This window comes from Pseudomonas sp. 20P_3.2_Bac5 (assembly GCF_025466035.1).
In the GTDB taxonomy this organism is placed as follows: Bacteria; Pseudomonadota; Gammaproteobacteria; order Pseudomonadales; family Pseudomonadaceae; genus Aquipseudomonas.
The window spans coordinates 23,523-42,338 of the sequence record NZ_JANLOA010000105.1; the positions used below are offsets into that span (position 1 = coordinate 23,523).

The following is an 18,816-nucleotide window of genomic DNA, read 5'->3' on the forward strand; positions in this document are numbered from 1 at the left end:
GTCGTTGGAACAGTGCTCTATCGTTATGCGAATAAGTACTAACAGATAAATAGCTGCTTCATTGACGGAATAAGAGCTTGCATTTAAAACCCCAGTCTCCCGTGGCGGCAAATACCTTCGCCCTATTTTTGAAATGCCGGAAATGCATATGGATCTTCGTCAACTGCGCTACTTCATCGCCCTTACTGAACACCGCAGTTTCGTTCGCGCCGCCGAGGCCATGGGCATTACCCAGCCGGCATTCAGCCGCAGCATTCAGGGCCTGGAACAGGAATTCGGCTGCGTGTTGGTGGACCGCGGCAACAAGGACCTGCGCCCCACGCCCGAAGGTCAAGTGGTGCTGCAACACGCCCTGCGCCTGGTGCAGGGCGCGGCGCAACTGAGCAGCGAAGTGCTGCAGATGACCAAGCTCGATGCCGGCGAACTGCGCTTCGGCTGCGGTCCGGCGCCCGCGGCGGAACTGGTGCCGCGGGCGCTGGCGCAGTTCGTCAATGCGCACCCGAAGGTGCACACCCGCCTGCAAGTGGATAACTGGGAAAAGCTCAGCCGCGCGCTGAACCGTGAGGAGGTGGAGTTTTTCGTCGCCGATATTCGTCATTTCGAGGCCGACCCGAATTTCCACACCCAAGCCCTCACGCCCCGCCGTGGCCTGTTCTTCTGCCGCCCCGGCCACCCGCTGCTGGCCAAGGACAGCCTGTCCACCAACGACATGTTCGACTACCCGCTGGCCACCTCGCTGATCCCGCCCGGGGTGCGCAAGCTGCTGGCCAACCTGAGCGGCAAGACCGACTTCTCGCCCCAGGTGCAGACCGAACACCTGCCGACCCTGTTGCGGGTGGTGCAGGACAGCAATGCCATTGGCATCGGCACCGAAGAGGCCTTTTCTTCGTACATCGGTCGCGGCGAGCTGATCCAGTTGCACTGGCGCAACCTGCCCACCAACCTCGACAGCCTCAGCGCCCGCTGCGGCATCGTCAGCCGCAGCGGTTACCGCCTCTCGCCCGCCGCCCGGGCGATGATCGAAACCCTGGTCACTCTTGACCGCCAGCCTGTGCCACAGGAACTGGCCGGATAGCCTGAGGCGCCAGCCACTGGTTGACCTGGAACGGCTTGCGGATCAGCCGTTCCTTGGCCGCCAGGTCCACCGAGGCCTGCAGACGGGTGAGGAACTGTTCGTCGAGGGTGGCGGGGAAGATCTGGCTCAGCTGCTCGTCCTTCAGGTCATGGGTGAGGATCGCCGGCGGATAGCTGGCGCGGGACGAGACCAGTTGCACATAGGCGTCCTTGTTGCCGTCACTGGTCAGCCACTGCACGGCGGGCTGCTGCGCGGCAAGGAACTTCGCGACGATCTCGGGGTGGGCATCGATAAACGCACCGGATCCCACCAGCACCGCCTGGACATTACCGGCGCCGCCCAGGTCGCGGGTGCTCAGCGGCAGTTCGGCGAGGCCGCGTTCCTTCAGCGCGGTGATCCCGGTCGAGCCCCAGGTGGCGTCGATCTGTTTGGCGGCCAACGCGGCGATGGCGGCGTTGAAGTCCAGGTTGATGACTTTCAGGTCCTTCTCGCTCAGGCCCTGGCTGGCCAGCGCGGCATCGAACGATAGTTGCGTGGCGGTGCCGCGGAAGATCGCCACGCGCTTGCCCTTGAGGTCTTGCAGGGTCTTGATGCCGCTGTCCGGGGCGACGCCGAGGTAGTGTTTGACCCCGCGCGCGGTCGCCGCGAGCAGGCGGGTATCGACACCGTTGGCCTTGCCGATGATCGCCGCCAGGTCGCCCAGGTAGGCGAAGTCCACCTGGCCATTGGCGAACGCCTCGTTGATCACCGGGCCGGCGCCCTTGAAGTAATTCCACTGGATGCTGATGCCATCGGCGGCGAAGGCTTTTTCCAGCAGTTGCTGTTCCTGCAACACGTCGGTGATGCCGCCGCCCGAGTGCTGGGTGCCGGCACTCAGGTCGGGCACGGCGATGCGGATCTGCTTGACCTCGGCGCCCAGCGCCTCGGCGGGCAGCCAGCCGACCACAGCGGCCAGGGCGGGGACGGCGAACAGGCTGAAAACACGGTTGAGCGACAGGTTCATGGCACGCGGCTCCTTGTAATGGTGCCGCCACCTAACGCTATTCGGCCGCGCAAGTTAAATACTAAGAAATTACATTTTAATAACCGGATTACATATAAGCGCTGTATCCAGCGTTTCAACTGACTATGCATGAAGCACAAGAAAAATATGCTTCGAATGCATTGGCCGCTGCTTCGACACTGGGCTTTAAATGCCTCTCTTATTACCCGATCGAATTTACCAATCAATAAATAGATCCATAAGAAATAAGCAAAGAACCGCCTGTGCAGCCGACCCGGAGGTCTTCATGGCCCACGCTTCCCGCTCAGCCCTGCCGCTGACCGCCCCGCCCACCGCGCGAGGGTTCAACCGCCTGCCCTGGCAGCGGCTGAACGCCTGGTATTTGCCGCTGGCGCTGGCCGCGTTGTGGTGGCTGGCGAGCCGCCATGAATGGATGAGCGAACAGATCCTGCCACCGCCCTCGCTGGTCTGGAGCAGCGCCGTCGAACTGAGCCACGGCGAACTCTGGCTACACCTGGGCATCAGTCTCTGGCGGTTGTTCGTCGGCTTGCTGCTGGGGGTCAGTGCCGGCGCGGTGCTCGGCGCCTGGCTGGGCTTCAGCAGACGCAGCGAGCGCCTGGTGCTGCCGACCTTCAATGCGCTGGCGCAGATTCCGACCCTGGCCTGGGTGCCGCTGTTCATGGCGCTGTTCGGCATCGGCGAAACCCTCAAGTTGGTGGTGCTGGTCAAGGCGATCATCGTGCCGATCACCCTGCACACCCTGGTCGGCGTGCGCGATGCCCAACCCCGTCTGCGTGAAGCTGCCGCCGTGCTGCGCCTGCCGCCGCGCCTGTTGATCACCCGGCTGATCCTGCCGGCGGCGCTGCCGTCGTTCTTCGCTGGTCTGCGCCTGGCGCTGGCCACCGGCTGGACCTCGCTGCTGGCGGTGGAACTGCTGGCCTCCAGCGAAGGCATCGGCTACCTGATGGTCTGGGCACGGCAACTGTTCATGCTGGATATCGTTTTCGTCTGCATCGCGGTGATCGGCGTGATCGGCCTGCTGATGGACCGTGGACTCGGCTGGCTCGACCGTCGCCTGCTGCACTGGCCGCACCCGGCGACCGCTGAACTGCGGGTCCAACGCCTGCGCGGCGTGGAGCGGGTGCAGGCGCTGTTCCTGCCGCTGGCGTTGCTCGCCCTCTGGCAGGTGGCGAGCCAGGCCGAATGGGTCGACGCGAATATTCTCGCGGCGCCGCTGGCGGTGCTCGACACCCTCGGCAACGGCGTGCTCGACGGCAGCCTCAGCGGCTCGCTGGCGATCAGCGTCGGCCGCGCCCTCGGCGGCCTGCTGCTGGGGGGCGGGCTGGGTCTGTTGTTCGGTCTGTGGCTGGGGCTCTCGCCGCGCGCCGAGCAACTGCTTGGCCCGAGCCTCTCGGGGTTGCGGCAGATTGCCCTGTTCGCCTGGGTGCCGCTGCTGACCGCCTGGTTCGGCCTGGGCGAACTGGCGAAGTGGGTGTTCGTCGGCCTGGCGGCGTTCTTCCCGTTGTTCATCGCCACCCAACGCGCCGTCGCCAGCGTCTCGCCGCAACTGCACGAAGCGGCCCGAGTGCTGCGCCTGAGCCGCTGGCAACGCCTGCGCCGGCTGGTGCTGCCCAACGCCGCGCCGGGGATCTTCGCCGGCCTGCGCATCGGCCTGATCTACGCCTGGCTCGGCACCATCGGCGCCGAATACTTCATGCCTTCGGGCGGTGGCATCGGCAGCCTGATGATCGCCGCCCAGCAACTGCTGCGCATGGACCAGATCATGGCCGGGATGCTCCTGGTCGGGGTCACCGGCGCCCTGCTCAGCGCCCTCGGACAACATATCGAAGCGCGTGCCACGCGCTGGAGACGCGCATGAACGCACGGGTTTCCCCTTTGGTCAGCTTTCAACAGGTCAGCAAGCGCTTCGCCGTCAGCGATGGCGAAGTCGAGGCGCTGCGCGACTTCAACCTGGATATCCGCGAAGGCGAATTCGTCGCCATCGTCGGCGCCAGCGGCTGCGGCAAGTCCACCCTGCTGCGCCTGCTGATCGGCCTGGACAACGACTATCAGGGGCAGATCCTGATCGACGGCAAGCGGGTCAGCGGCATCGGCAGCGAGCGCGGTATCGTCTTCCAGGAACACCGCCTGTTCCCCTGGCTGACGGTGGCCGAGAACATCGAGCTGGGCCTGGTCAACGAAGCGCTGGACACGACAGCGAAGCAGCAGCGGGTCAAGGACTTCATCGCCCTGGTCGGCCTGGAAGCGTTCAGCGCCGCCTACCCGCACCAACTTTCCGGCGGCATGGCCCAGCGCGTGGCGATCGCCCGCGGCCTGGTAGCCAGCCCGCGCATTCTGCTGCTGGACGAACCCTTCGGCGCCCTCGACGCCCTGACCCGCCAGCAGATGCAGGACGAACTGCTGGCGATCCGCGAACGGGCGCGCATCACCACCTTGCTGGTGACCCACGACGTCGAGGAAGCGATCTTCCTCGCCGACCGCGTGGTGGTGCTGGAGCCGCGGCCGGGGCGGATCAAGCGCGTGGTCGAGATCGACCTGCCGCACCCGCGCGAGCGCGCCAGCCTGGACTTCCACCGTCTGCGCGAAATCCTGCTGCACGAGCTGACCCGCGACGACCGCTACCTGCCGCCGCCCGTCGCGCGGATCCACGACCTGCCCCTGACCTACCTGGCCTGCTGAGGAGCGCTTCATGAGCCATCGCCCCAACTTCCTGGTCATCGTTGCCGACGACCTGGGCTTCTCCGACATCGGCGCGTTCGGCGGCGAGATCGCCACGCCGAACCTCGACGCCCTGGCCAGCGCCGGCCTGCGCCTGACCGATTTCCACACCGCGCCCACCTGCTCGCCGACCCGCTCGATGCTGCTCACCGGCACCGACCACCATATCGCCGGCATCGGCACAATGGCCGAGGCGCTGACCCCGGAACTGATCGGCAAGCCCGGCTACGAGGGCTACCTCAACGACCGCGTGGTGGCCCTGCCAGAATTGCTCCGCGAAGCCGGCTACCAGACGCTGATGAGCGGCAAATGGCACCTGGGCCTGACCGCCGAACTGGCGCCCCACGCCCGCGGTTTCGAACGTTCCTTCGCCCTGCTGCCGGGGGCCGCCAACCACTATGGCTTCGAGCCGACCTACGATGACAACACCCCGGGCCTGCTGAAATCCACCCCGGCGCTGTACATCGAAGACGACCAGTTCATCGACGAACTGCCGAAGGATTTCTATTCCTCCGATGCCTTCGGCGACAAGCTGCTGCAGTACCTCAAGGAGCGCGACCAGAGCCGGCCGTTCTTCGCCTACCTGCCCTTCTCCGCGCCGCACTGGCCGTTGCAGGCGCCGGCCGAGGTGGTCGAGCGCTACAAGGGCCGCTACGACGCCGGCCCCGAGGTGCTGCGCCAGGAGCGCCTGGAAAAACTCCGCGCCCTCGGCCTGATCGCCGCCGACACCGAAGCTCATCCGGTGGACGGCCACTGGCAGGCGCTGAGCGACGAACAACGCCAGCGTTCGGCACGGTCGATGGAGGTTTACGCGGCGATGGTCGAGCGCATGGACTGGAACATCGGCCGGGTGCTGGACTACCTGCGCAACCAGGGCCAACTGGACAACACCCTGGTGCTGTTCATGTCCGATAACGGCGCCGAAGGCGCGCTGCTGGAAGCCTTCCCGAAATTCGGTCCGCACCTGGCCAGCTATCTCGACCAGCATTACGACAACAGCCTGGAAAACATCGGCCGGGCCAACTCCTACGTCTGGTACGGCCCGCACTGGGCGCAGGCGGCCACCGCGCCGTCGCGGCTGTTCAAGGCCTTCACCACCGAAGGCGGCATCCGCGTGCCGGCGCTGCTGCACTACCCGGCGCTGGCCCGGCAAAAACAGATCAGCCATGAATTCAGCACGGTGATGGACATCACCCCGACCCTGCTCGACCTGGCGGGCGTGCGCCATCCCGGCAAGCGCTGGCGCGGTCGCGATGTCGCGCCGCTGCGAGGCAAATCGTGGTTGGGGTATCTGTCGGGCGAGACCGAGCAGGTGCATGACGAACACACCGTCACCGGCTGGGAACTGTTCGGCCGCCGGGCGATTCGCCAGGGGCACTGGAAGGCGGTGTACATCCCCGGGCCGGTGGGGCCGGCGACCTGGCAGTTGTATGACCTGAGTCGGGATCCGGGGGAGATTCATGACCTGGCGACGCAGCAGCCGGCGAAGCTGGAGGCGCTGTTGGCGGAGTGGCAGAAGTATGTGGAAGAGACGGGGGTGATTTTGAGTCAGTCGCCGTTTCAGCCGGATTGATGGGGTGGCTTTTGGGGTCTGATCGCTGCATGGGTATCTACACACCTCATGGTTGTATAAAGCCCATCAGGCACCAGTCAGTAAATCGGGTAATGGCTGCCAAGTGCTCGCCGACAGGCTTTTAGCGTTCTCAAGATCGAGCGCCGCCCGCGCGGCGCATCGCGAGCTAGCTCGCTCCTACAGTGGTTGCAACGTGCCTATGTCTGTCGGGCCATAGTTGACCGCTTTGTTTGTACGACGCGGTATCGAGTCGGCCCCAACAGCCTCCCCGCGACTCATCGCCAAACTCAAAGAGCGGGCAACACAACTCATTGTAGGAGCGAGCTCGCTCGCGATGCGCCGCGCGGGCGGCGCTCGATCTTGAGAACGCTGATATACCGTCGACTAGAACATAGTCGCCGAGAGGAGCATGGAAGACCACCCTCACTTCCCAGCCAACCGCTCCAACCGCCCCGGATCAAGAATCTCGATCTCGCCATAACTCAAACGCACCGCCCCGTCCTGCTCCAGCGCCTTGAGAATCTGGTTGGTGGTCTGCCGCGACAGCGACAGCATCAGCGCCAGTTGCTCCTGGGAGAGCTGCAACACCCGCCGCTCGCCATCCACCTCGCCGTACCCCGCGGCCATCTGCAGCAGCCGGTACGCCAAACGCGGGGCGGCGCCCATCAGGCTTTGCTGTTCCAGGGCGACAAACGCCAGACGCAGCTTGTGGCTCATCAACAAGGCAAACTCGCGCCAGTACGCCGGTTGCTGGTCAAGCAAGCTCAGCAGCGTCGCCTGCGGCACCCGCAGCAGTGTGGTCTGCCCTTCAGCAAAAGCGTCATGGGTGCGCGGCTGGCCGTCGAACAGGCAGATTTCGCCAAACCAGTGCGGCGGCTCAATCAGGGTCAAGAGCGCCTCCTTTCCCCCGGCATTCACCGCGCCAATCCGCACCGCGCCCGCCAGCACCGCATACAGCCCGCAGGGCGCATCGCCGCGCTGGAACAGGCGCTCGCCGGCGGCCAGGGTGCGCGGGCGGGCGGCGTCCAGCAGGCTATCCTGCAACGCAGGTGAGAGTTGCCGGAACCAGTGGCCATGCAAGAGTTGCTCGCGCCAGGCGCAACGATCGTTCATCCAAAGCCTCGAAAAGTGACTCTGTCGGCCAGGCGACAGACTGACGCCCGGCCGCGGTCCATGCTGGGCCATCCCAACCGGAGGAATAACAATGAAAAACCTCGTGGAACACCTGAGTCAATATGCCAGCTACCACCGTGATCCGCGCAACATCGCCACCCACTTCATCGGCATCCCCATGATTGTGGTGGCGGTCACCGTGCTGCTGTCACGGCCGGGACTGGAAGTGGGCGGGATCTGGCTGTCGCCGGCCTTCGTCGCGGCACTGGCGTCGGTGTGGTTTTACCTGCGCCTGGACCTGCGTTTCGGCGTGCTGATGAGTGCACTGCTGGGTGCCTGCCTGTGGGCCGGGCAAGCGCTGGCGGTGCAAAGCACATCGGTGTGGCTGGTGGCCGGGCTGGGACTGTTTTTCGTCGGCTGGGTGATCCAGTTCGTCGGGCATTACTACGAGGGGCGCAAACCGGCGTTCGTCGATGACATCAGCGGGCTGATCGTCGGGCCGTTGTTCGTGGTGGCGGAACTGGCGTTCATGCTCGGGCTGCGGCCGGAGCTGAAGGCGGCGGTGGAACACAATGCGGGGCCGGTGGCGATTCGGGAGAAGAAGGCTGTGGTTTGATTCAGATGGCCTCATCGCCGGCAAGCCGGCTCCCACAAAGCACCGTCTTGCGTGGGAGCCGGCTTGCCGGCGATGAGGCCCTGACGATCAAGCCCGCGACTCAACCCCCAACTCATCCCACACCGATTCCGCCAGGTGGAAGGTGGCATTGGCCGCCGGAATCCCGCAGTAGATCGCGCTCTGCATCAGCACTTCCTTGATCTCGTCACGGGTCACGCCGTTGTTGGCGGCGGCGCGCAGGTGCAGTTTCAGCTCATCATTGCGGTTCATGCCGATCAGCATGGCGATGGTGATCAGGCTGCGGGTGTGCCGCGGCAAGCCCGGACGGGTCCAGATATCACCCCAGGCGTGGCGGGTGATCATTTCCTGGAACTCGCTGTTGAACTCGGTCAGGTTGGTCAGGCTGCGGTCCACGTGGGCATCGCCCAGTACCGCGCGACGCACTTGCATGCCGGCGTCGTAACGTTGTTTCTCATCCACGAAAACAGCTCCTCAACGGGCCAGCAGAAAATCGATGACGCGGCGGCTGAACGGCTCGCCCACTTCAACGTTGGACAGGTGCGCAGCGTGGAACTCGGCAAACTCGGCACCGGCCACCCGCTCCTGGATAAACAGGCTGCCCGACGGCGGGGTCACCGCGTCGGCGCTGCCGGCGATGACCAGCAGCGGCGCCTTGATTGCGCCCAACTGATCGCGGAAATCGGCATCACGCACCGCGCCGCAGTTGGCCGCGTAGCCTTCAGGCGAGGTGGACGCGAGCATGTCGGTGATGCGCTTGGCCTGGTCCGGGTTGGCGCCGGCAAACGCCGGGGTGAACCAGCGCTCGATGGACGCATCGCGCAGGCCGACCATCGCCGCCTCGCGGTCACGCAGGACCATCTCGATGCGCGGGTTCCAGATCTCCGGGGTACCGATCTTGGCCGCAGTGTTGCAGACGATCAGGCGGTTCAGGCGCTCCGGTGCATTGATGCCCAGCCACTGGCCGATCAGGCCGCCCATGGACAGGCCGCAGAAATGCACCTTGTCCAACTTCAAGGCATCCAGCAGCGCCAGCACGTCGCGGCCCAGTTGCTCGATGCTGTACGGGCCGTCGGTGACCAGCGAATCGCCGTGGCCGCGGGTGTCATAACGCAGCACGCGGAAATGAGTGGCGAAGGCCGGCACCTGGGTGTCCCACATGCGCAGGTTGGTGCCCAGCGAGTTGGACAGCACCAAAACCGGTGCGCCTTCGGGGCCATCGAGCTGGTAGTTCAGAACGCCATCGGCGAGTTGTACGCTTCCCACAGCAGCCTCCTCAGGCTTTGAATCGTTGATGTTCGGCCAGCGCACGCTCAACCCAGGCGCGAGCCTGGCCGAGGTAGTGAGCCGGGTCCAGCAGACGGTCGAGTTCGTCCGCCGACAGTTCGGCGCTCACCTGCGGATCGTCGCCGAGCACGGCGCGCAGATGACGTTGTTCGGCGACCGCGCGTTTGCAGCAAGTCTCCAGAAGATGGTGCGCGGCATCCCGGCCCAGGCGCTGGGCGAGAACGATGCTCACGGCTTCGGCGAGGACCAGGCCCTGGGTCAGGTCGAGGTTGCGGCGCATGCGCGCGGCGTCCACTTCCAGGCCCTCGGCAATGATCCGCGCCTGACGCAGCGCGCCCGACACCAGGCAGCAGATTTCCGGCAGGGTTTCCCATTCGGCGTGCCACAGGCCGAGGCTGCGCTCGTGCTCCTGGGGCATGGCGGCGAACAGCGTGGCGAGCAGGCCGGGGACGCGGGTCGCGGCACCGATCAGCACGGCGGCGCCCACCGGGTTGCGCTTGTGCGGCATGGTCGAGGAACCGCCCTTGCCAGGCGCCGACGGCTCGAAGACTTCGCCAGCTTCGGTCTGCATCAGCAGACTGATATCGCGGCCCAGCTTGCCGAGGGTGCCGGCGACCAGGCCGAGCACCGAGGCGAATTCCACCAGACGGTCGCGCTGGGTGTGCCACGGCTGTTCCGGCAGGTTCAGGCCCAACTGATCGGCCAGCGCTTCGGCGACAGGCAACGCCTTGTCGCCCAGCGCCGCGAGGGTGCCGGACGCGCCGCCGAACTGCAGGGTCAGCAGGCGCGGTTTGAGTTCGCGCAGGCGCTGGCGATGACGGACCAGGGCGCCGAGGGTGCCGGCGAGCTTCATGCCCAGGGTCACCGGGGTCGCATGCTGCAGCCAGGTGCGGCCGGCCAGCGGTGTGTCGGCGTGGGCGCGGGCCTGGGTGGCGAGGGCGTCGGCCAGGTGCGCCAGTTCGTCGTCGATCAGGGCCAGGGCATCGCGCAATTGCAGGACCAGGCCGGTGTCCATGGCGTCCTGGCTGGTGGCGCCGAGGTGCACGTAGCGCTCGGCTTCGGCCACGCCGCTGGCGATCACCTTGCCCAGCGCCTTGACCAGTGGGATCGCCGAGTTGCCGGCGATGCCGATGGCTTCGGCCAGGGCGGCGAAATCATAGCGCTCGGCCTTGCAGGCCAGCTCGATCGGCGCCACCACCACCGCCGGGATCACCCCGACGGCGGCTTCGGCCCGGGCCAGTCCGGCTTCGAAATCGAGCATGCCCTGGATGCGGCCACGGTCGGAAAAGATCTCGCGCATGGCGGGCGCGGTGAAGTAGGCATCGAACAACTGGTTGCCCGGTCGTGGAGTCATGACAGGTCCTTCAACGGGGCGCGCCGGTCAGGGCGCGCCGCTGGGTCAATGATCGTTATGCAGGTACGCGGCCTGCTTCGGCAGACGCAGGCTGAACAGGAAGGCGATGGCCATCATCGCGGTAACGTACCAGTAAAAAGTGTTTTCCATGCCCATGGATTTCAGGCCAAGGGCCACGTATTCAGCAGAGCCACCGAACACCGCGTTGGCCACCGCGTAGGCCAGGCCGACGCCCAGCGCGCGCACTTGTGGCGGGAACATCTCGGCCTTCACCAGGCCGCTGATGGAGGTGTAGAAACTGACGATGCACAGCGCCAGGGTGATCAGTACGAAAGCCAGGAACGGGCTGGTGACGGTCTTCAGCGCCAGCAGGATCGGCACGGTGAACAGCGTGCCCAGGGCACCGAACAGGAGCATCGAATTACGCCGGCCGATCCGGTCGGACAACATGCCGAACAGCGGCTGCATGCACATGTACAGGAACAGCGCGCCGGTCATGATGAAGCTGGCGGTCTTGGCGCTCATCCCGGCGGTGTTCACCAGGTACTTCTGCATGTAGGTGGTGAAGGTGTAGAAAATCAGCGAGCCGCCGGCGGTGTAGCCGAGCACGGTAATGAAGGCGGCGGTGTGGTTGCGGAACAGCCCGGCGATGCTGCCGGCTTCCTTGTCGTTGCGGGTTTCGGCGCTGCTGGTTTCTTTCAGCGAGCGGCGCAGGAACAGCGAGATCACGGCGGCGATGGCGCCGACCACGAACGGGATGCGCCAGCCCCAGGCCCGCAGTTCGTCCTCGCTGAGCAGTTGCTGAAGGATCACCACCACCAGCACCGCCAGCAGTTGCCCGCCGATCAGCGTGACGTACTGGAACGAGGCGAAGAAACCGCGTTGGCCGCGCAGCGCCACTTCACTCATGTAGGTCGCGGTGGTGCCGTATTCGCCACCCACCGACAGGCCCTGGAACAGCCGCGCCACCAGCAGCAGCGCCGGCGCCCAGGCACCGATGCTGGCGTAGGTCGGCAGGCAGGCGATCACCAGCGACCCGGCGCACATCATCAGCACGGAAATCATCATCGAATTCTTGCGGCCATGACGGTCGGCGACGCGGCCGAACAGCCAGCCACCGATCGGGCGCATAAGAAAGCCCGCGGCAAACACACCGGCGGTGTTGAGCAATTGCACCGTGGGGTCGTCGGAGGGGAAAAACGCCGGTGCGAAATAGATGGCGCAGAAGGCGTAGACGTAAAAGTCGAACCATTCGACCAGGTTGCCCGAGGACGCACCAACGATGGCGAAGATGCGTTTGCTGCGTTCTTCACCGGTGTAATAGGTTGAAGTCATGGCTGTTTACTCCTGGAGGGTATCACTGAGTCTAGACACACTCGGTAACACTCTCGTTCCGCCAGACAATCACCCCGGACAACCGGCCTTGCGTGGAGGCCGCCCGTCCGGGGTCATTGGTTTTACACGCGCTCGATAGCCAGGGCGAGGCCCTGCCCGACGCCAACACACATGGTCGCCAGGCCCTTGCGGCCACCGGTTTTTTCCAGGTGGTGCAAGGCGGTGAGGATCAGTCGCGCACCGCTCATGCCCAGCGGATGACCGAGGGCGATGGCGCCGCCATTCGGGTTGACCTGCGGCGCGTCGTCGGCCAGGCCGAGACCGCGCAGCACGGCGAGGCCCTGGCTGGCGAAGGCTTCATTGAGTTCGATTACGTCGAAATCGCTGACCGCAACACCCAGACGTTCGGTGAGTTTCAGCACCGCGGGCACCGGGCCGATGCCCATCACCCGTGGCGCCACACCGGCGCTGGCCATGCCGAGCACGCGGGCGCGCGGGGTCAGGCCGTGTTTTTTCACCGCGTCGGCCGAGGCGAGGATCATCGCCGCGGCACCGTCGTTGACGCCCGAGGCGTTGCCGGCGGTGACGGTCTTGTCCGGGCCGTTGACCGGCTTCAGTTTGGTCAGCGCTTCCAGCGTGGTTTCAGCACGGGGATGCTCGTCCTGCTCGACGATGGTCTCGCCCTTCTTGTGGGCAATACGCACCGGCACGATTTCTTCAGCGAAGAAGCCGGCAGCCTGGGCGGCGGCGGTGCGCTGCTGGCTGCGCAGGGCGAAGGCGTCCTGGTCGGCGCGGGACACCTGATGGTCGTCCGCCACGTTGTCGGCGGTCTGCGGCATGGCGTCGACGCCGTACTGGGCTTTCATCAGCGGGTTGATGAAGCGCCAGCCGATGGTGGTGTCTTCCAGTTTCATGTTGCGCGAGTAGGCGCTGTCGGCCTTGCCCATCACGAACGGCGCGCGGGACATCGACTCGACGCCGCCGGCGATCGCCAGCTCCATCTCGCCGCTGGCGATGGCGCGGAAGGCGGTGCCCACCGCGTCCATGCCCGAGGCGCAGAGGCGGTTCAGGGTCACGCCCGGGACGCTTTCCGGCAGGCCGGCCAGCAGCAGCGCCATGCGCGCCACGTTGCGGTTGTCTTCACCGGCCTGGTTGGCGCAGCCGAGGAACACTTCGTCGATCTGGTCCCACTGGACCGTCGGGTTGCGCTCGATCAGCGCCTTCAGCGGCACGGCGGCCAGGTCGTCGGCGCGAACGCCGGCCAGGCCACCGCCGAAGCGGCCAATCGGGGTGCGAATCGCGTCGCAGATAAATACGTCACGCATCACGCTTCTCCTGGCGCCTGGCCGTGGGCCGCGGCGGTGCGGGCTTCGAGGTCACGCAGGGCAGTCAGCTCGACCTCGGTCGGCTCGGCGGTGGTTTCGACGTTGTCGGCGAAACGGATGGCCCAGCCGGTGGCGGCGACGATCTGCTCACGGGTCACGCCCGGGTGGATCGCGGTGACCACAAATTCATTGGTGCCGGCTTCCGGCTCCATGATGCACAGGTCGGTGATGATGCCCACGGGCCCTTGGCCTGGCAGCCCCAGACGTTTGCGCGAGTCGCCGCCTTCGCCGTGGCCGACGGAGGTGATGAAGTCCAGCTTGTCCACGAACGCACGGTTGGACTGCTTGAGGATGATCAGCACGGTCTTCGCCGAACCGGCGATTTCCGGCGCGCCACCAGCACCCGGCAGGCGCACTTTCGGCGCGTGGTAGTCACCGACCACGGTGGTGTTGATGTTGCCGAAGCGGTCGACCTGAGCGGCGCCGAGGAAGCCGACGTCAATTCGCCCGCCTTGCAGCCAGTAGCGGAAGATTTCGCCGGTCGGCACCACGGTGTCAGCGGTTTCGGCCAGTTCGCCGTCACCGATGGACAGCGGCAGTACGGTCGGCTTGGCGCCGATCGGACCTGATTCGTAGATCAGCACCACGTCAGGCGAGGACGTCAGGCGGGCCAGGTTGGCAGCCTTGGACGGCAGGCCGATGCCAACGAAGCATACGGCGCCGTTCTGCAGGCGGCGGGAGGCGGCGACGGTCATCATTTCATTGGTGGAGTAGCTCATTGTGCAGCCTCCGAAGCGCTGGCCAGTTTTGCCTTGAATTCGTTGAAGTCGGCGGTGCCGCGGATGTACTGGTCGATCCAGGCGGTGAAGGTTTCGCGGTTGCGGGCGATCGGGTCCCAGGCCTGGTAGAAGCGGTTGTCGCGCTCGTAGTAACCGTGGGCGTAGGACGGATGCGCGCCGCCCGGTACCAGGCAGACCGCGGACAAGGCCCAGGTCGGCAGGACGCAGGCGTTCATCGGTGCCTGCAGGTCGTCGACGATTTCTTCGACGGTGACGATGCAGCGCTTGGCCGCCAGGGCCGCTTCTTTCTGCACGCCGAGGATGCCCCACAGCAGCACGTTGCCCTTGCGGTCGGCTTTTTGCGCGTGGATCACGGTGACGTCCGGGCGAACCGACGGCACGGCGGCCAGTACTTCACCGGTGAACGGGCAGGTCACGGTCTTGATCAGCGGGTTGACCTTCGGCAGGTCGGAGCCGGCGTAGGCACGCAGCACCGCGAACGGCAGGCCGGAAGCGCCAGCGACGTAGGCGTTGGCCAGGTCGGCGTGGCTGTGTTCTTCGATTTCGATGTCGTGCGGCCATTGCTTCTCGACGGCATCACGCAGACGGTGCAGGGAGCCGACACCCGGGTTGCCGCCCCACGAGAAGATCAGTTTTTTCGCGCAGCCGGCGCCGATCAGTTGGTCGTAGATCAGGTCGGGGGTCATGCGCACCAGCGTCAGATCCTTTTTGCCCTGACGAATGATTTCATGCCCGGCGGCGGTCGGAATCAGGTGCGTGAAGCCTTCAAGGGCAACGCTGTCACCGTCGTGGACGAACTGCTTCACGGCGTCGTGGAGCGAGAGGATTGCAGCCATGGAAGACTCCTGGATGTGCTGAGTCGAGGTCGGTTTCAAGGCGCCTTGAGCGGCGCCGGTATGAATTCAGATTAAGGCGGGGGGCGGGGCTGTTCAATCCGATAATCGGCATAGCGTTCGATTATCGAACGGATTGTTAGCAAGCTTTATGAGCCATCGCGACGGTTCAGCGCCCCCCACAAACTCGCGCCTACAGAAGGCCGGCCAACATCACCTCCCTGTAGGAGCGAGCTTGCTCGCGATGGCCCACAAAGACTCTCAGGTCGCATCCGCGTGGCTGACAATCCCCTTCACCACCACCGCCACAGTCGCCAGACCAGCTGGAATCACCAGCGCCGTCAGCACCTGCTCGAAGTTCCAGCCCAGCCCCAGCAGCGTCGCGCCCATCCAGGCGCCGAGGATCGCGCCGAAGCGGCCGATGCCCAGCATCCACGACACACCGGTCGCCCGGCCCTGGGTCGGATAGAACCGCGCCGCCAGCGATGGCATGGCCGATTGCGCGCCGTTGACGCACATCCCGGCAACCAGCACCAGGGTCGCCAGCAAGGTGATGTTGCCCAGGCTCTGCCCTACCGCGTAGGCAAACACCCCGGCCAGCAGGTAGAAGGTGCCGATAACCTTGTGCGGATTGAAACGGTCCATCGCCCAACCCACGCCCACCGCGCTGAGCACGCCACCGAACTGGAACAGCGCGCCGATAAACGCCGCCTGCTCCATGCTCGCGCCACTGTCGCGCATCAGGGTCGGCAACCAGCTCGTCAGCAGGTAGACGATCACCAAGCCCATGAAGTAGGTCAGCCACAGCAGCAAGGTGCCGATGCTGTAGGTGCCGGAGAAGATCACGGCCAGCACGTTGCGGCTCTTGACGGTTTTCTGTTCCGGCACGGTGAAGGCGCTGGCCTTGGCCACGGTCGCCGGATCAATGGGCGCGAGGGTCTTGCGGATCTTCTCGATGCTGCGGTTACGCACCACCAGGAAACGCGCCGACTCCGGCAGCCACACCACCAACACCAGCGCCAGCAGCAGCGGCAACACGCCGCCGATCAGCAACAGGCTGTGCCAGCCGTACGCCGGGATCAGCTTGGCCGAGATGAAACCGCCACCGGCCATGCCCAGGTTGAAGCCGCAGAACATGCTGGTCACCAGCAGCGACTTGAGGCGCTCGGGGGTGTACTCGGACAGCAGCGTGGTGGCGTTGGGCATGCCGGCGCCAAGACCCAGGCCGGTCAGGAAGCGCAGCACCAGCAACTGGTCGACATTGGTGCTGTACGCCGAGGCCAGGCTGAACGCGCCGAACAACACCACGGCGCCAACCAGCACCACCTTGCGTCCGAAACGGTCGGCCAGCGGCCCGGAACCCAGGGCACCGAAGACCATGCCGATCAGCGCGGCGCTCATCACCGGGCCCAGGCTGGCGCGGTCAATGCCCCAGTCCTGCGACAACGCCGGGGCGATAAAGCCCATGGCGGCGGTGTCCAGGCCGTCGAGGAAGACAATCAAGAAACAGAGAATCACCACCCGCCATTGGTAGCGCGACAGGGGCTGGGCGTTGATGAACGACTGGACATCCAGGGGCGTTCCGATAGCAGCTTGCGGACTATTCATTGTTTTTTTATCCAGAAGAAAGCGCGCGAGCACCGGACAGGCGCGCACGTCGTAGCGAAGGCGGATCAGTGTAGTCAGACGGGAATTTCTAGCGTCCGCATCGTCGGCAGGGAGACGGGCGGCTCGGGGAAAGGGTGCGGGTCATGGGGCTATGCCTCTCGCTTCATTATTATTGACAGTCGGGGCGGGCCAACCGTTGCGAGGGACATTAATCAGGCGCACCGGACGGCGCAATTCGATAAACGCAACAGTGTGCGTTTATCGAACAGGATCGCGCTGCCGTCAGGCGAACAACTGGGTGCTGAGGTCGCGGCTGGCGGACAGCATGATCGGAAGGAACCGCTGCTCCAGTTCGCTGCGGCTGACCCGGCCGGCGTGGGTGCTGACGTTGAGCGCGGCCAGCACCTGGCCGGAAGCGTCGTACACCGGCACGGCAATCGAACGCAGGCCCTGCTCCAGTTCCTGGTCGACGACGCACCAGCCTTGCTGCCGCACCAGTTGCAGGCATTCCAGCAGCGCTTGCGGGTCGTGGATGGTGCGGCTGGTCTTGGCCTGCAGGTCGGCGTGTTCCAGGTATTCGTGGAGGGTCGCGTCATCCAGCGCCGCCAGCAGGATCCGGCCCATGGACGTGCAATAGGCCGGCAGTCTGCCGCCTACCGACAGGTCCACCGAGATCAGCCGCTGGACCGTGGCCGAGCGGGCGATGTAAAGGATGTCATCGCCTTCCAGGGTGGCCATGTTGCAGGCCTCGTGGAGCTGGTCGCTCATGCGGTCCAGATAAGGCTGCGCCGACACCGCCAACGGCGTCGAAGACAGATAGGCATGGCCCAGCGTCAACACCTTGGGCAGCAGTGAATAGGTGCGGCCATCGGTGGTGGCATAGCCGAGCTTGATCAGCGTATGCAAACAGCGGCGCACCGCCGCCCGGGGAATCTCGGTGCGGTGGCTGATCTGGGCGATGGTCAGGTGCCGCTTGCGCTCCTGGAACGCCTGCACCACTGCCAGACCTCGCGCGAGAGAGGTCATGAAATCCGGATCACCGGTGAACGCCTGGATGCGCCGGGCCGGCGAAGCCACGATGGGCGGCGCCAGGGACGCAAAGGAACTGCGCACGTTGTCGTTCAAGCCAGGTCCTTTGGGTGTTGCTTCATCACTCATGACTCACCTCGGTCACTCACACACAAGGGCGATTATCGAACCATCGACCGATAATCGCAATTGACCGCTGACCACAATTGCTTATACCTTTCCCCAGCCACAATGTGGCTTCTTGGAGAGACTGGTCAGGTACCCACCGTAGAAGTCCCCGGGCACGGCCTCGCCCACCAGCGAGGCCGTTTTTCATTTAAAGCACAATCGAGCAACCCGCTCCGGATGTTTCCCGGAAGTAGTGGTGTACGCCACAACGGTTGAAACAAAGACCCTTCTTTTATTGTCCATTCTTGCAAGGCTTACTTGAACGGTATCCTTCCTGATTGCAATTGCTATACTCAAAACCTGATGCCGCCCACCCGGCGCCATCAAGAACGGATCCAATACTGACGTAAAGTTGTCAGTTGCCAGATCCCGCGTGTCAGACGCCAGTGCGCGTCGGCACCTACTGAATGTCTGTAGCTGCGACAGCCATTACTACACTGGCAACGTAGCCGCGTGCGCGTTACGCACTCTCGCAACAACGCCCTCGCGAAAAGCCAGCGTTAACTTTGATTAACAGGTAGCACTGTGACGAAAGAAGAACTGCGCGCGGAACTTGAGCGCCAGGAACAACGTTACAAGGATGTTTATGGCGGAGAAGTCACGACTTATGCCGCTCAACCCGACCCGGAACGCAAACCCTGGCGCAAACGCGCCACCGTCATGGACCAGGCGTTTGCCCAGGAACTTCGCAAGATCGAAGAGGAACTCAAGCCCGAAGAGCCTTGACGCACGCCCTTCATTAACGTGCCGCGAAGACCTCCCGGTACCTGTTCGAACAGGTACCCGGGTCTATCATTGCGCGTGCGAACATGAAACCGTAATGGATTCTCACAAATTTCATACGTTTGTTTGAAACCTTTCCGACATCAAAAATTCATCCTGTTGCCTTCAGAAAGCCACATTCTCCCGGCTTTTTGCCGACGTTTTCCGATACCCGCCA

Annotated in this window: 17 protein-coding genes; 6 read left to right on the top strand and 11 right to left on the bottom strand. The window is 64.7% G+C overall.

The genetic code is table 11. The annotated features are described in order from the left end of the window. The first annotated feature begins 148 nt into the window (after positions 1-148). Complete coding sequence (locus NTD88_RS18885; protein WP_262153917.1) at positions 149-1,075, top strand: LysR family transcriptional regulator; 927 nt, start codon at positions 149-151, stop codon at positions 1,073-1,075. Here NTD88_RS18885 and NTD88_RS18890 read toward each other — a convergent pair. Next, entirely contained in the window at positions 1,032-2,078 is a 1,047-nt protein-coding gene (locus NTD88_RS18890) for an ABC transporter substrate-binding protein (RefSeq protein WP_262128240.1), read from the bottom strand. The two genes, NTD88_RS18885 and NTD88_RS18890, sit on opposite strands and share 44 nt — an antisense overlap. Before the next feature lie 286 nt (positions 2,079-2,364). On the opposite strand from NTD88_RS18890, the gene NTD88_RS18895 reads away from it, so the two are divergent. Genes NTD88_RS18895 through NTD88_RS18905 form a run of 3 tightly spaced genes read left to right on the top strand, consistent with a single transcriptional unit; the run spans position 2,365 to position 6,390 of the window. Then, positions 2,365-3,957 carry an ABC transporter permease gene (locus NTD88_RS18895; protein WP_262153918.1) on the top strand — a complete coding sequence of 531 codons (1,593 nt, stop codon included), beginning with the start codon at positions 2,365-2,367 and terminating at the stop codon, positions 3,955-3,957. Then, positions 3,954-4,778: an ABC transporter ATP-binding protein gene (locus NTD88_RS18900; RefSeq protein ID WP_262153919.1), complete on the top strand. Its 825-nt coding sequence runs from the start codon at positions 3,954-3,956 to the stop codon at positions 4,776-4,778. The genes NTD88_RS18895 and NTD88_RS18900 overlap by 4 nt, the downstream gene beginning before the upstream one ends. Positions 4,779-4,788: 10 nt before the next feature. Then, positions 4,789-6,390 carry an arylsulfatase gene (locus NTD88_RS18905; protein ID WP_262153920.1) on the top strand — a complete coding sequence of 534 codons (1,602 nt, stop codon included), beginning with the start codon at positions 4,789-4,791 and terminating at the stop codon, positions 6,388-6,390. 423 nt (positions 6,391-6,813) lie between these two features. Here NTD88_RS18905 and NTD88_RS18910 read toward each other — a convergent pair whose 3' ends face one another. Next, entirely contained in the window at positions 6,814-7,503 is a 690-nt protein-coding gene (locus NTD88_RS18910) for a Crp/Fnr family transcriptional regulator (protein WP_262153921.1), read from the bottom strand. 91 nt (positions 7,504-7,594) lie between these two features. On the opposite strand from NTD88_RS18910, the gene NTD88_RS18915 reads away from it, so the two are divergent. Next, positions 7,595-8,119 carry a DUF962 domain-containing protein gene (locus NTD88_RS18915; protein WP_262153922.1) on the top strand — a complete coding sequence of 175 codons (525 nt, stop codon included), beginning with the start codon at positions 7,595-7,597 and terminating at the stop codon, positions 8,117-8,119. 87 nt (positions 8,120-8,206) lie between these two features. On the opposite strand, the gene pcaC is transcribed toward NTD88_RS18915, so the two are convergent. The 9 genes from pcaC to pcaR form a co-directional block, all read right to left on the bottom strand. Further along, the gene (gene pcaC / locus NTD88_RS18920) at positions 8,207-8,599 is read right to left on the bottom strand and encodes a 4-carboxymuconolactone decarboxylase (RefSeq protein WP_095154770.1); all 393 of its coding nucleotides are present in this window, start codon (positions 8,597-8,599) and stop codon (positions 8,207-8,209) included. Between the two features lie 12 nt (positions 8,600-8,611). Further along, positions 8,612-9,403, bottom strand: a complete 792-nt coding sequence (pcaD, locus tag NTD88_RS18925; protein WP_095154769.1) for a 3-oxoadipate enol-lactonase — start codon at positions 9,401-9,403, stop codon at positions 8,612-8,614. Between the two features lie 10 nt (positions 9,404-9,413). Beyond that, positions 9,414-10,778: a 3-carboxy-cis,cis-muconate cycloisomerase gene (locus tag NTD88_RS18930; RefSeq protein ID WP_262154314.1), complete on the bottom strand. Its 1,365-nt coding sequence runs from the start codon at positions 10,776-10,778 to the stop codon at positions 9,414-9,416. Between the two features lie 45 nt (positions 10,779-10,823). Continuing rightward, positions 10,824-12,113: an MFS family transporter gene (locus tag NTD88_RS18935; RefSeq protein ID WP_262154315.1), complete on the bottom strand. Its 1,290-nt coding sequence runs from the start codon at positions 12,111-12,113 to the stop codon at positions 10,824-10,826. A 122-nt stretch (positions 12,114-12,235) separates the two neighbouring features. Continuing rightward, positions 12,236-13,441 carry a 3-oxoadipyl-CoA thiolase gene (pcaF, locus tag NTD88_RS18940; protein ID WP_262128231.1) on the bottom strand — a complete coding sequence of 402 codons (1,206 nt, stop codon included), beginning with the start codon at positions 13,439-13,441 and terminating at the stop codon, positions 12,236-12,238. Next, complete coding sequence (locus tag NTD88_RS18945; protein WP_262154316.1) at positions 13,438-14,217, bottom strand: CoA-transferase subunit beta; 780 nt, start codon at positions 14,215-14,217, stop codon at positions 13,438-13,440. Before NTD88_RS18945 ends, pcaF begins: the two co-directional genes overlap by 4 nt. Beyond that, positions 14,214-15,074: a CoA transferase subunit A gene (locus NTD88_RS18950; protein ID WP_110971738.1), complete on the bottom strand. Its 861-nt coding sequence runs from the start codon at positions 15,072-15,074 to the stop codon at positions 14,214-14,216. The genes NTD88_RS18945 and NTD88_RS18950 overlap by 4 nt, the downstream gene beginning before the upstream one ends. A 258-nt stretch (positions 15,075-15,332) precedes the next feature. Next, positions 15,333-16,679, bottom strand: coding sequence for an MFS transporter (locus NTD88_RS18955; RefSeq protein ID WP_262154317.1), 1,347 nt, complete (start codon positions 16,677-16,679; stop codon positions 15,333-15,335). Between the two features lie 282 nt (positions 16,680-16,961). Then, positions 16,962-17,837 (bottom strand): pca regulon transcriptional regulator PcaR, encoded by an 876-nt coding sequence (gene pcaR / locus NTD88_RS18960; RefSeq protein WP_175652194.1) that lies wholly within the window; start codon positions 17,835-17,837, stop codon positions 16,962-16,964. A 564-nt stretch (positions 17,838-18,401) separates the two neighbouring features. Here pcaR and NTD88_RS18965 point away from each other — a divergent pair. Then, positions 18,402-18,602 (top strand): hypothetical protein, encoded by a 201-nt coding sequence (locus NTD88_RS18965; RefSeq protein ID WP_095154761.1) that lies wholly within the window; start codon positions 18,402-18,404, stop codon positions 18,600-18,602. Positions 18,603-18,816 lie beyond the last annotated feature (214 nt).

Excerpts from the sequence above, each read along its gene's own strand:
- NTD88_RS18890 (WP_262128240.1), bottom strand. The coding sequence starts at position 2,078 with ATGAACCTGTCGCTCAACCGTGTTTTCAGCCTGTTCGCCGTCCCCGCC.
- NTD88_RS18905 (WP_262153920.1), top strand. The coding sequence starts at position 4,789 with ATGAGCCATCGCCCCAACTTCCTGGTCATCGTTGCCGACGACCTGGGC.
- NTD88_RS18895 (WP_262153918.1), top strand. The coding sequence starts at position 2,365 with ATGGCCCACGCTTCCCGCTCAGCCCTGCCGCTGACCGCCCCGCCCACC.
- pcaR (WP_175652194.1), bottom strand. The coding sequence starts at position 17,837 with ATGAGTGATGAAGCAACACCCAAAGGACCTGGCTTGAACGACAACGTG.
- NTD88_RS18945 (WP_262154316.1), bottom strand. The coding sequence starts at position 14,217 with ATGAGCTACTCCACCAATGAAATGATGACCGTCGCCGCCTCCCGCCGC.
- NTD88_RS18900 (WP_262153919.1), top strand. The coding sequence starts at position 3,954 with ATGAACGCACGGGTTTCCCCTTTGGTCAGCTTTCAACAGGTCAGCAAG.
- NTD88_RS18950 (WP_110971738.1), bottom strand. The coding sequence starts at position 15,074 with ATGGCTGCAATCCTCTCGCTCCACGACGCCGTGAAGCAGTTCGTCCAC.
- NTD88_RS18915 (WP_262153922.1), top strand. The coding sequence starts at position 7,595 with ATGAAAAACCTCGTGGAACACCTGAGTCAATATGCCAGCTACCACCGT.
- NTD88_RS18955 (WP_262154317.1), bottom strand. The coding sequence starts at position 16,679 with ATGAATAGTCCGCAAGCTGCTATCGGAACGCCCCTGGATGTCCAGTCG.
- NTD88_RS18930 (WP_262154314.1), bottom strand. The coding sequence starts at position 10,778 with ATGACTCCACGACCGGGCAACCAGTTGTTCGATGCCTACTTCACCGCG.
- NTD88_RS18935 (WP_262154315.1), bottom strand. The coding sequence starts at position 12,113 with ATGACTTCAACCTATTACACCGGTGAAGAACGCAGCAAACGCATCTTC.
- NTD88_RS18885 (WP_262153917.1), top strand. The coding sequence starts at position 149 with ATGGATCTTCGTCAACTGCGCTACTTCATCGCCCTTACTGAACACCGC.
- NTD88_RS18910 (WP_262153921.1), bottom strand. The coding sequence starts at position 7,503 with ATGAACGATCGTTGCGCCTGGCGCGAGCAACTCTTGCATGGCCACTGG.